This window comes from Alkalicoccobacillus murimartini (assembly GCF_030813245.1).
GTDB lineage: Bacteria > Bacillota > Bacilli > Bacillales > Bacillaceae_D > Alkalicoccobacillus > Alkalicoccobacillus murimartini.
In genome coordinates, this window is the sequence record NZ_JAUSUA010000001.1 from 1,137,355 (window position 1) to 1,150,026 (window position 12,672).

Here is a 12,672-nt window from a genome sequence, read left to right on the forward strand (position 1 = left end):
TGTATCATCCTCCCCTACTTTCCCCATTCTCCCCATAACAAAAAACGGTCCTCAAGCCAAATGACTTCGAGGACCGTTTTTAATTAGTTTAGACACTTATTTTGCGTAGTACTTGCGAATAATCTCTGCATTGTGCGGAGTAAGATCCGGGTATTCAGGGTCTTTCCCTACATCAGGAGAAACAACCCATGAGCGGGCACAAATTTCACCTTCTGCTTTTTCAACAAGTACAGCTAGATTTTCAAAGCCAGTTGCTTCAGCTGGAGCTTCGTCACGTCCGCCAGCGATGGTCACTTTTGAAACAATAAATAATTTTTCCAATTGACCTGCTGATTCAAGGAGCTCGCGTGTTTCTCCACTCGCATAAAGAGTTAGGGCCGATGTTAAAGATTTACCAATCACCTTGGCATTACGCGCTTCTTCTAATGCTTTTAGAACATCATCGCGCAAGGACATGAATGTCGTCCACTTCTGAACAAGAGCCTCGCTCTGCTCAAAGGTTTGAGCATCCGGCATATCTGTTAACTGGACACTCTCCTCAGTAACACCTGGGATGTGCTCCCATACTTCATCTGCTGTATGAGCTAAGATTGGTGCAGATAGCTTCACAAGAGAAACAAGTACGTCATACATCACAGTTTGGAAAGCACGTCTCTCAGGATGATCCGCATGTTCGATATACAATGTGTCTTTAGAGATATCCATATAGAACGAGCTAAGTTCAACCGTACAGAAATTGTGAATCAAATTGTAGACCGTTGAAAATTGGTACTGGTCATAAGCTTTTTTCACATCTTCAATTAACGTATTCAACTTAACCACCATAAAACGGTGAACCTCGCCCATCTCTTCATAAGCTACACGATTTGTTGATGGATCAAAGTCATGCAAATTCCCTAACAAGAAACGGAACGTGTTACGGATTTTACGGTATACTTCTGACACTTGTTTCAAGATTTTATCTGACACGCGATGATCGGCTTGATAATCTACGGAAGATACCCATAAACGGAGGATATCGGCACCAAGTTGCTGCATCACTTTAATTGGTGCGATGACATTTCCAACCGACTTACTCATTTTACGGCCATCTCCATCCATTGTGAAACCGTGGCTTAACACACCTTTGTATGGTGCTTTTCCAGTAACAGCAACGGAGGTTGAAAGAGATGAATTAAACCAGCCTCTGTATTGATCAGAGCCTTCCATATACAAGTCTGCTGGACGCTGTAGGTCATCTCTAGCATGAAGAACAGCCTGATGAGATGATCCTGAGTCGAACCACACATCCATGATGTCTGTTTCTTTTGTAAATGTACCATTAGGACTGTGTTCAGACGTAAAACCTTCTGGAAGAAGATCTTTTGCGTCCCACTCAAACCAGATGTTTGATCCATGTTCAGCAAATAGACTAGAGATGTGTGCAATCGTTTCATCCGTTAAAATCACTTCTCCGTTTTCCCCATAAAGAACAGGAATTGGCACGCCCCATACACGTTGTCTAGAGATACACCAATCTCCACGATCACGGACCATATTGTGCAAACGATTCTCTCCCCATGCCGGAGTCCACGTTGTCTCTTTAATCGCTTGTAGTAAGTCTTCACGAATGCGGTCAATAGAAGCGAACCATTGCGCAGTAGCACGGAAAATTACAGGTTTTTTTGTTCTCCAATCGTGCGGATACGAGTGGGTAAAGAAACTTAACTTAAGAAGAGCTCCCACACTTTCTAGCTTTTCCGTAATTGGTTTATTTGCTGAATCATAGAAAATCCCTTCGAATCCAGGTGCTTCATCTGTCATGACCCCTTTATCATCTACAGGGCACAACACATCTAGACCATATTTTCTAGAAACAATAAAGTCATCTTCCCCGTGACCTGGTGCCGTATGAACACAGCCCGTTCCAGCATCAACAGTTACATGATCTCCACACATGACTAGGGATTCACGATCATAAAATGGGTGCTGTGCTGTTACATATTCAAGCTCTGAGCCCTTCAGTGTTTTCACAACAGAATGTGCGTCCCACCCTAACTCTTCGACAAGGCTATCTAATAATCCACTCGCTACAATGTAACGATCTGAACCGACTTCCACAACACTATATTCTAGGTCAGGATGAACACTAATACCTAGGTTGGCAGGAAGAGTCCAAGGTGTTGTTGTCCAAATAACAAATTTCTCATCACCATGTAATACTTCTTTACCATCCTTGACAGCAAACGCTACATACACTGACGCAGAGCGCTTATCGTGATACTCAATCTCCGCTTCAGCAAGTGCAGATTCTGATGTCGGCGACCAGTATACTGGTTTTTTGCCTTTATAGATCAAGCCTTTTTTGGCCATATCCCCAAACACTTTAATCTGTTCTGCTTCGTACTCTTTATCTAACGTAATGTATGGATTCCACCAATCACCACGCACACCTAGTCTCATAAATTGCTCTCTCTGGTTAGCCACTTGTTCTCTAGCATATTTCTCACAAAGCGCACGGAATTCAGCCGTAGTCATTTCTTTGCGTTTAATCTTCTTGTTTTTAGTTAACGCCGTCTCAATTGGAAGACCATGCGTATCCCAACCTGGTACGTAAGGGGCTTGGAAACCATTCATTGATTTGTAGCGGACAATAAAATCTTTAATAATTTTATTCAACGCGTGTCCGATGTGAATGTCACCATTGGCATATGGAGGTCCATCATGTAAAACAAAAAGTGGTTTGCCTTCTCCACGTTTTTGTACCTTTTCATAAATGTTCATGTCATCCCAAATTTGTTGTTGTTTCGGCTCCCTATTCGGCAGACCTCCACGCATTGGAAATTCTGTTTTAGGCATAAGTAAAGTATCTTTGTAATCCATCATTATTCCTCCTTGTTCTTCTCAAAAAAACAGAAAAAACCTCTCATCCCAGAAAGGGACGAGAGGTTCTCCCGTGGTACCACCCTAATTTAAAGACTTGTATCGTCTTTACTTTAGCATTCGTAACGTGAATGACTCGTTGTAGCCTACTGCCGATCATTCGGGTTCAGTACAAAACAAATAGGTGATTCATACATAAACGTCATATCGGGCTCTCACCATCCCCGATTCGCTTAAGATGAGCTTGATTATGTATCGGTCCTATTCCTAGTCTTAGCATCATATAGTTTTAGTATGAATAGTATATGCGAAGCTTTTTGTAAACGCAAGTGCACGCTTATAATTAGGCTTTTTCTTCAAAAACCGACTGATCTTCAGCTTGTTCCTCGTCAAAAGTATCCCAATCATCTGTTTGAAGCATTTCAAGCTGAGCTTCAATTAACATCTTAAAGCGCATCTTATAGACAGAGGCCTGTTTCTTAAGCTCTTCCATCTCCATCATAACCTTACGAGACTTAGTTAAAGCATCATTCACAATACGGTTCGCATTCTTTTCTGCTTCTTTCACAATTAATTGCGATTCCTTCTGTGCATTACGGCGAAGTTCCTCTGCAGCTTCTTGTGCAACAAGAATAGACTTGTTTAGCGTTTCCTCGATGTTGTTAAAATGATCTAACTTCTCTTCCAATTTGGTAACCTGCTCAAAGAGGTCTTTCTTTTCTCTTAGCACGGACTCATAATCCTTAATTACCTGGTCAAGAAATTCGTTTACTTCATCCTCATCGTAGCCGCGAAAGGCACGAGTAAATTCTTTGTTATGGATGTCTAATGGGGTTAAAGGCATTAATGCCACCTCCGTCAATTTGCGTTTTGTTTTGGCAGATCATGCCTACCTGTTAAGAATGTTATGAACTTTATAGATATACCTCTTACATTCTACCTTATGTAATGCAAGCCTGTCAGCCTTTTTTCGCCCAACGAGCACGAATTTTTTCTTTTTTTGTCGTTCCTTCGATCATAAGCAGTCTACTGCGTCCCCATCCCCGAACCGAAAGATGGTCGCCTTCTCGCACTACAAAGGCTGATTGCTCCGTTTGACGCCAATTCACTTTGACCAATCCTCGTTCGACAGCATCCGCTGCTTTTGAACGTGACACGCGATATATTTGTGCTAACACAGTGTCAAGTCGAAGTGAACTAATGGTACCAGCTGCTTCTATCCATTTTTCTTCTGGTAAATGAAAATGATCTAACGAACGTTCCTGAAAATCAATCGTTGCGCGGCCAGCTGATAAGACATTCATCCGAACGTAGTCAGCGGACTCTGAAGCAACTATTAGCTGAATTCGACCATCGTCAACCGTCATATCCCCAAACTTTTCACGGCGTAATCCTGAACCCATCAGAGCTCCTAATACATCACGATGAGAGAGTTGAATAAACTTTACAGGGTATGATGCCTCAAGCAACGTCAAAGGCCATTCGTCCGGATCTAATACCAAATAGGAAGGATGAATATAGGCTCTTGAGCGCTCTGTACCAGTAGCACCACCCCACATCTTGACCAGTACATCATCCTGTTGTCCGATTAACGATTGAACAATGTCTTGCTGACGAGGATCAAGGAAGTCAGTCATCTTATCCTGATGCCTGAGCTCCGCATTCTCCTTCCAGGTTAATACCTGATCAATAAATGGTCGTTCCTCTGGTCGAAAATGATCGTATAAGGTCATAGTAGATAAGTAACGAATAGAAACCTTAACCCATTCGTTGCCATGTTCAATACTAAAAGAGAAACGATAGGTGACAAGTCAATCATACCAAGTCTCGGTACAAATTGACGGAACATGTCAATGTATGGCTCTACCAGTCTGCCAATCATTTGCCCAATAGATGATTCCCTAGCATTCGGAAACCAAGACATTAAAACCCATGCTAATATAAGAAAAGAATATAACCTTGCCGCTTGAAGAATCAAATATAATAAAACTTCCATACCCTTCTACTTCCCCCGTTTCTAATACCTATCAAATTCATTAGAGATCATCTCTGTGATATTACCAGAGATTTCTACATTATCCGGTGTACACAAAAAGATGTTTGTCCCTAGCTTGTGAATATCCCCACTAATAGCATAAACCGTACCACTTAAGAAGTGCACCATATGCCTTGCCTGTTCATCAGGTAGACGCTGCATGTTAATAATCACGGCTTTACGATTTTTTAAGTGATCAGCTATTTGCTGAGCTTCGTCATCTGATCTGGGCTCCATTAAGACCATCTTAGATGATTTTTGTGCACTTTGTAAGCTGACAACATTAGCTTGTGATGAAACGGACTGCTGTGTATCTTTAGGTTGTGTATGTTGAACATGCGACTGATTACGCGCTTTGCGAGTTGGCTTTTCACCCTCAGTATTGTCATCTACAACTCTTTCATACTCTTCTACATGCTCGTCCATCGCAAAATAGTCTCTAAATTTAGATTTAAAGCTCATGGTTTTCTCCCTCCTACCATATTAGTCTGCCTTTGTTTCGTTCCCAACTAAAGCTGTACCTATTCGAATGAATGTCGCTCCTTCTTCCACAGCCACACGATAGTCGTTGGACATGCCCATAGAAAGCTCTGAACATGGAGCATAGGGTAGTTGAAGTGCTGCCACTTCATCTCTTAATTCTCTTAATGCTTTGAATATCGGTCTCGTCTTCTCAGCATCCTCCGTGAATGGAGCCATTGTCATTAATCCCACAATGGTAATCGAAGGATATGCTTCTAGTTTTTCAACAAAAGAGATCACTTCTTCTGGATTTAGCCCTGACTTTGACGTCTCACCAGACACATTCACTTGAACAAAGCATTGGACCTTTTGAGAATCACCACTTTGCTTCTGAAACTCTTTAGCTAGTGACAAGCGGTCCAATGAATGAAAGTAATCAAATTCATTAATAACTTGCTTCACCTTTCTTGATTGAAGTGAACCAATAAAATGCCAATACCCTTGATTTCCAATTGCTTTTTTCTTTTCTAGACCTGATTCAGCGCGATTTTCACCAATATGTGTGACACCAGCTTCTAACGCTTTGCGAGTTGTTTCCTCACTGACATATTTCGTTACAGCAATTACGTTAACATCTTTGGTCTGACGATTCGATTTCACACAGGCTTCTTGGATCTGTGATTGAATCGATTGAAATTGTTCTTCAACTGACAAAGTTCTACACCTCTACTTAACGTTGTCCAATTACACTCATCATTCTTCCTGTGGTACCATGGTCTCCTCTATGGGAAAACATTCGTTCATCTGAGAACGTACAAATAGATGAAAGATAAATGTTCGATTCATGTATACCCGCTTGTAACAGCAGACTTTTGTTTAATTGTTTTAAGTCAAGAAGAAATCGTCCATTCTCTTTTTGAATATATGGTTTCTTCATCTCTACAGAAAGACAGTGATCAACTGCTTTAATGACCACATCGTTAACTTCATACGCTTCCCCACTTATAGATGGGCCAATTAGTACATGAATGTCTTTTGCCTCAATACCCTCTTCAGATTGCCAACGTGAAATCATACGAGGACCAATTTGACCAACAGTGCCTTTCCAACCGGCATGAGCAAGACCAATGGTTTGGTAGGATGGTGCAATAAAAAACAAAGGCACGCAATCAGCATAAAGGCTTGTTAGCAAAATTCCCGTATCGCGTGTATATAATCCATCTGTTCCAGCAATGGCGGATTGCAAACTCTCCGTTCCTAAGCCTGCATCTTGTTTACTTACTTTCACAATTTTCGTTTCATGGACCTGTTCTCCTACTATCCAAGTGGACAATGGATACCCAAGTTCTTCTGCTAATTTGTGACGGTTATTCACTACATCCCTATCCGAATCAGCAACATGTAAACCTAAATTAAATGATGAAAAAGGAGACTGACTTACTCCTCCATGTCGAGTGGTAAAACCTGCCGTTAATCCAGGGTATTGATCTGTTAATACTCCCGCTTCTAAAAATGAAGAGGAAACAGGTCGTAAGGTCTGACCTTCATTCGAATGCATATGTGAACATCCCTTCAAAAAAATCACTAGCATACTGATTCCATGCGTCTAGTGTACCACATGTGGCCATGTCAATAAACGACTTTATTCCTGCTTAGTCGTTCGTAGAGACGGCTTCTGTACAAAGTTTGCCTGTGTAGGGTTCGCTCGAAATGGCTGTGTCATTTTTACCAAAATAACATCAGAACCAATTTTGATAATATTTGTCCATGGAATGACCACCTCTTCATCCTTGCCAAACAAACTCATGACTTTTCCTGTACTGCTAATGATAATTGATTCAATTTGCCCACTATCTAAGTTAAGATCGAGATCCGTTAAATGCCCAAGCCTTTTGCCTGTTTCTAAATTCACTATATCCTTTGCCTGAAGGTCTGAAATCTTCATCATCGTTATCACTCCTTACCTCATGTATATGACGGGCTTTCTGTGAACATGAAAAAAAGACCTAACTCTTGGTCAGTAAATGACCGGAGTATAGATCTTTTTTGTTAAATTAGCTCTGTACGTACTTATTCATCTGATTAATCGCCGCTTTTTCAAGTCTAGACACCTGCGCTTGAGAAATACCGATTTCATCCGCCACTTCCATCTGTGTTTTGCCTTGGAAGAAACGCATATTCAAAATGAGCTTTTCGCGGTCATTCAATCGGATCATTGCTTCTTTTAGCGCAATATCTTCCACCCACTTAACGTCTTTGTTCCGTTCATCACTAATCTGATCCATAACAAAGATTGGGTCTCCCCCATCATTATATATAGGCTCAAATAATGATACAGGGTCCTGAATAGCATCTAATGCAAAGACAACATCTTCTTTCGGTACCTCTAGCACACGAGCAATTTCTTGAACAGTAGGTTCTTTTTCTCTTCTTTTTTCCGCCATTAAATGATCACGAACTTGTAAAGCCTTATATGCAATATCACGTAAAGAACGAGAAACTCGTATTGGATTATTGTCTCTTAAATATCGGCGAATTTCTCCGATAATCATGGGAACTGCATAGGTAGAGAACTTCACATTTTGACCTAGATCAAAGTTATCAATAGACTTCATCAATCCAATACAGCCAACTTGAAATAAATCATCCACAAATTCACCACGATTGTTAAATCGTTGTATCACACTTAGAACTAACCTTAGGTTCCCATTCACCAGCTCTTCACGCGCTGGTAGATAGCCATCTTGAAGCTGCCGGAACAGCTCACGCATTTCCGTGTTTTTAAGTACCGGTAAGGTAGATGTATCTACACCGCAAATTTCAACTTTATGTCGTGTCAATTTCTTACCCTCCTGTAATTTGGGAGATGATGTCTAGTAAAGTATCTCCTTGGAAGGGAAAAATATGCACATGACAATGGGTATAAATACGTCCAAAACGATCCACGCTTACTCTCTCTAGTTCAAATTTTTTCAGACAATCTTTAGACCATTTTATTAAATTCTTTTTGGAGTCTTTTTATGATTCGTTTCTCTAATCGTGAAATATAGGATTGTGAAATCCCAAGCATATCTGCTACTTCTTTTTGCGTCTTTTCTTCAAAGCCAGCTAAACCAAAGCGTAGCTCCATAATTTGCTTTTCACGGGCATTTAGAGTGTGAAGTGCTTTTTTGAGAAGCTTCCGATCAACTTTTTCTTCTATACCTTTCGTAATAATATCCTCTTCTGTTCCCAGTACATCAGATAATAGTAGTTCATTTCCATCCCAATCGATATTTAACGGCTCATCAAATGAAACCTCTGAACGTGTTTTGTTATTTCTACGCAAGTACATTAGAATCTCATTTTCAATGCAACGAGATGCATACGTTGCTAGCTTGATCTTTTTCTCCGGATTAAATGTGTTCACTGCTTTTATTAATCCGATCGTACCAATACTAATTAAATCTTCAATATTGATGCCTGTATTTTCAAATTTCCTCGCAATATATACGACTAAACGCAGGTTTCTCTCAATAAGGATAGAACGTACAGCTTGATCACCACTGGGAAGCTTCAACAGTAGATCCGCCTCTTCTTCTTTGGATAGCGGTGGAGGTAAGGCTTCGCTTCCACCTATGTAATAGATTTCATCTGCCTTCATGCCCAATCGATGTAAGACACGGTACCAAACTAGCGTCATTTTTAATTTAATCATTGTTACCTCCTCATGAGCTTTTATTTAGGCATTAGGCTAACTGTTCTTCAGGGATTCCTAGCACTTGCTTTGGATGGAGAATCGCTTTGTATAACCCATCTGGTGAAAATTCCATTTGCTGCACACCCACTAACACATGAGTCGATCGATATACTTGATCTTGAAAACGAACTTTGACTTCGTCTGGTTTAATCGCAGCTAAAAAAGGTTGGGACTGTCCAACTGCTCGAAATGGAATGATGCGCAAGCGATCACTAAGCCATTGAGTGTTTGATGATGAATCGTCCATGTTTAGATGAAGCATAGCCTTCACTACGTCTTGTCCAAAAGCTTCTTCTAATAGATTCGCCTCTATAATCATTACTGGTACGCGGGTGATCGGATCTCTAAGTTGATTCCCACTATCAATCAAGCCATCCATTTTAAAACAATGTTCACCAATAGAAATCTCAACTTTAGCTAACTGCTGAAAATTAACAGCTTTTGTCTCAATTGTGTCAAAACGATGTTTGGAAAAATACCATACAAGCGGAAACCCCAGTACAACTAATAGCCAACTTACTGGACTACCAATTGATGTTTCTGTCCGCAACCCACTAGAAAATAGATCTAGTTCCGTCTGCCAAAAGAAATGAAGAGCAAACAATGCTCCACCCGTCATAAAGGTCACAAAATAAAACATTGCTAAGCCCTGCACATAATACGTCCATCTTTTGTAGCCAAAGGCAATGAGAATAATAAAGGCAGAATAAATCAATTTCGTTACAGGATGATAAAACCAGCTAGCAACAGGAGTAAACATCAGAAACACAATCATTGAAGCAAATAGTGCTGCCAATCCAAATCGTACTTTCGTATGACGACGTTTTAAAACCAATGCCGTTAACAAGAGTAAAAGATAATCAATCAGATAGTTCAGCACCCAAATGAGATCCAAATATATTGTCATCGGATCAAACCCCTTCTGAATGACTCCCAGTATATCCTCTCTGGCTAATGAAAGTCTGTCAGTTCATGACGAGAAAATTCCTCTTATTTTAGGAAGTTTTATAAGATTGTGTCACGCGGAAAATGATGTGGGGAATAACGAGGTAGACGCACAAAAAAACCGCCCTATTGGACGGTTTTACTCATTTGATTAATTTGAGCGATTGCGACGGTTACGAAGAAAAGTTGGGATATCCAACGTTTCTGACTGCTCAGTAGCAGGTGGTTCCTGCTGCTGTGGACGCTGCTGTCTTGGCTCTCTTTGTTGAGAAGGCTCTTCTTTTTGAGTTAAGCCTTTGTTTGGACGTGGCGCAGTTGGTTTAGACTCATTTTCATTGTCCTCAAAACCAGTTGCAATAATAGTAATAACAATCTCATCTTTAAGATTCTCATTTATGACAGAACCAAAGATCATATTTACTTCCGCATCAGATGCGGCAGATACGATTTCAGCTGCCTCATGAACTTCATACAGACTTAAATTGTTTCCACCTGTAATATTCATTAATACTCCTTGAGCTCCATCAACAGATGTTTCAAGAAGTGGAGATGAAATAGCTTTTTTAGCCGCTTCAGTTGCACGGTTCTCTCCCGTTGCAATTCCAATTCCCATTAAAGCAGATCCTTTGTCACTCATGATCGTTTTCACATCAGCAAAATCTAAGTTAATAAGACCTGGTGTTGCAATAAGATCAGAGATACCTTGTACACCTTGACGAAGGACGTTATCCGCTTCACGGAAAGCTTCAAGCATTGGAGTATTTTTATCAACCATTTCAAGTAAACGATCATTTGGAATGACAATAAGCGTATCTACTTTTTCTTTTAGTGCTGCAATTCCATTAGCAGCCTGATTTTGACGTTTACGACCTTCAAAAGTAAATGGACGCGTAACAACACCAACAGTCAGAGCACCAATTTCCTTCGCTACTTCTGCTATAACGGGAGCGGCACCAGTTCCAGTTCCGCCACCCATACCAGCTGTAATAAACACCATGTCTGCACCTTGAAGAACTTCTTCAATTTGCTCACGGCTTTCTTCCGCTGCTTTTTTCCCGATGTCTGGATTTGCTCCAGCTCCTAGACCACGTGTTAACTTACCACCAAGCTGATACTTTGATTCTGCTTTTGACAAGTGTAGAGCCTGTGCATCTGTGTTAACTGCAATAAATTCAACACCTTGTAATCCATTCTCAATCATACGGTTAACGGCATTACTTCCGCCCCCGCCAACGCCAATAACTTTAATCTGTGCTAGTTGTTCCATATCCGTTTCAAATTCCAACATGTTTAAATCCCCCTAATCGCCTGTGTGCCTGTTCGTTATTGTTATTCAAAAAACGACTTAAATAAATTTTTCATTTTTGATTTTTTGTTTTGGTTTTTTTCATCCTGCACTTCATCTGCTGATTCATATGCTGGTTGAGCACGACTTTGCCTTGAAGCTTCCTCTTGTTCAGTTACAGATGCCGCAATTTCACGACCTTGTAGCTTCACATTTCTGCTCGCAAATTGAATGAGACCAACACTTGTTGTAAAGCGAGGTTCTCTGACTCCGATATAATCCGGAATCGCAATTCGAACGTTGCCTCTCAGCAAGTCTTTTGCTAATTCTAACACACCTGGCAACATCACAGTACCACCAGTTAAGACAAAACCACCAGGGAAATCACGGAAACCAAGACGAACCAGTTCTTTGAACAATAATTCAAAGATCTCTTCCATACGTGGTTCTATGATTTGTGCTAGTTCGTACTGAGACATCGTTTGCTTCTCGTTTGAACCAATCGTCGAAAAACTAAATTGTTCCTCTTCGCTTGCCTCGTCCACAAAAGCAGTACCATGTTTTTTCTTAATACGCTCTGCATCTTCTGTTGATACTCTTAAGCCAACCGCAATATCATTTGTGATATGGTCTCCACCAATTGGCAAGACTGAAACGGCTTGAAGCGCTCCTTGCTCAAATACTGAAACAGTGGAAGAGCCACCACCAATATCAATGATACAAACACCTAAACTTTTCTCATCTTTTGAGACTGCAATTGAACCTGACGCTAAGGATTGCAAGCAAATATCAGCAATATCAAGTCCTGCGCGTTCGACACAACGCAATAAATTATGTAATACGGTTTTTGAACCTGTAATGATTGTCCCTTCCATTTCAAGACGGACACCAATCATTCCGCGGGGGTCTGTGATTTCATCCAATCCATCAACAATAAATTGTTTTGGAATCACATCGATTATTTCTCTCTCTGGAGGAATCGAGACGACCTGAGCCGCATCAATGACTCTTCCAATATCCTCAGTTCCAATCTCTCTATCGGGACTAGAAACTGCCACAACGCCATGACAAGGCTGTAGTTGTACATGATTTCCATTTATCCCTACAACAACTTGCTTAATAGATAAGCCAACCATTCGTTCAGCTTGCTCCACAGCTCGTTGGATCGATTGTACCGTTTCATCGATATCTACGATGGCACCTTTTTTTATTCCTTCTGATTCCGCTGTTCCAACACCCAGCACATTAATCGCTTTGTTTGTTACTTCGCCAATAATGACTCGAACATTAGATGTACCGATGTCTAAACTAACATATGTTTCAGTGGTGTTCACTCTGCGGCAC

The 12,672-nt window shown here is 40.7% G+C and carries 13 protein-coding genes; all 13 read right to left on the reverse strand.

The features are described 5' to 3' along the window. Nucleotides 1-96: 96 nt before the first annotated feature. Nucleotides 97-2,862 (reverse strand): isoleucine--tRNA ligase, encoded by a 2,766-nt coding sequence (ileS, locus tag J2S05_RS06040; RefSeq protein WP_306980830.1) that lies wholly within the window; start codon nucleotides 2,860-2,862, stop codon nucleotides 97-99. A 343-nt stretch (nucleotides 2,863-3,205) separates the two neighbouring features. Continuing rightward, the gene (locus J2S05_RS06045) at nucleotides 3,206-3,706 is read right to left on the reverse strand and encodes a DivIVA domain-containing protein (RefSeq protein WP_306980832.1); all 501 of its coding nucleotides are present in this window, start codon (nucleotides 3,704-3,706) and stop codon (nucleotides 3,206-3,208) included. Between the two features lie 115 nt (nucleotides 3,707-3,821). Further along, entirely contained in the window at nucleotides 3,822-4,595 is a 774-nt protein-coding gene (locus J2S05_RS06050) for a YlmH family RNA-binding protein (RefSeq protein WP_306980834.1), read from the reverse strand. Further along, entirely contained in the window at nucleotides 4,592-4,858 is a 267-nt protein-coding gene (locus J2S05_RS06055) for a YggT family protein (RefSeq protein ID WP_306980836.1), read from the reverse strand. The genes J2S05_RS06050 and J2S05_RS06055 overlap by 4 nt, the downstream gene beginning before the upstream one ends. A 21-nt stretch (nucleotides 4,859-4,879) precedes the next feature. After that, on the reverse strand, nucleotides 4,880-5,359 hold the full coding sequence (locus tag J2S05_RS06060) for a cell division protein SepF (protein WP_306980838.1): 480 nt from the start codon (nucleotides 5,357-5,359) through the stop codon (nucleotides 4,880-4,882). 21 nt (nucleotides 5,360-5,380) lie between these two features. Then, nucleotides 5,381-6,073: a YggS family pyridoxal phosphate-dependent enzyme gene (locus J2S05_RS06065; RefSeq protein ID WP_306980840.1), complete on the reverse strand. Its 693-nt coding sequence runs from the start codon at nucleotides 6,071-6,073 to the stop codon at nucleotides 5,381-5,383. Between the two features lie 16 nt (nucleotides 6,074-6,089). Continuing rightward, entirely contained in the window at nucleotides 6,090-6,917 is an 828-nt protein-coding gene (pgeF, locus tag J2S05_RS06070; protein ID WP_306980841.1) for a peptidoglycan editing factor PgeF, read from the reverse strand. Between the two features lie 84 nt (nucleotides 6,918-7,001). Further along, complete coding sequence (locus J2S05_RS06075) at nucleotides 7,002-7,307, reverse strand: YlmC/YmxH family sporulation protein (RefSeq protein WP_306980843.1); 306 nt, start codon at nucleotides 7,305-7,307, stop codon at nucleotides 7,002-7,004. 106 nt (nucleotides 7,308-7,413) lie between these two features. Continuing rightward, a complete protein-coding gene (sigG, locus tag J2S05_RS06080; protein WP_306980845.1) occupies nucleotides 7,414-8,199 on the reverse strand; it encodes an RNA polymerase sporulation sigma factor SigG in 786 nt (261 codons plus the stop codon). A 143-nt stretch (nucleotides 8,200-8,342) separates the two neighbouring features. Continuing rightward, the gene (gene sigE / locus J2S05_RS06085; RefSeq protein WP_306980847.1) at nucleotides 8,343-9,056 is read right to left on the reverse strand and encodes an RNA polymerase sporulation sigma factor SigE; all 714 of its coding nucleotides are present in this window, start codon (nucleotides 9,054-9,056) and stop codon (nucleotides 8,343-8,345) included. A gap of 31 nt (nucleotides 9,057-9,087) precedes the next feature. Then, nucleotides 9,088-10,005: a sigma-E processing peptidase SpoIIGA gene (gene spoIIGA, locus J2S05_RS06090; protein WP_306980848.1), complete on the reverse strand. Its 918-nt coding sequence runs from the start codon at nucleotides 10,003-10,005 to the stop codon at nucleotides 9,088-9,090. A 189-nt stretch (nucleotides 10,006-10,194) separates the two neighbouring features. Further along, a complete protein-coding gene (gene ftsZ, locus J2S05_RS06095) occupies nucleotides 10,195-11,331 on the reverse strand; it encodes a cell division protein FtsZ (RefSeq protein WP_306980850.1) in 1,137 nt (378 codons plus the stop codon). 41 nt (nucleotides 11,332-11,372) lie between these two features. After that, nucleotides 11,373-12,662 carry a cell division protein FtsA gene (ftsA, locus tag J2S05_RS06100; RefSeq protein ID WP_306980852.1) on the reverse strand — a complete coding sequence of 430 codons (1,290 nt, stop codon included), beginning with the start codon at nucleotides 12,660-12,662 and terminating at the stop codon, nucleotides 11,373-11,375. Nucleotides 12,663-12,672: the final 10 nt, after the last annotated feature.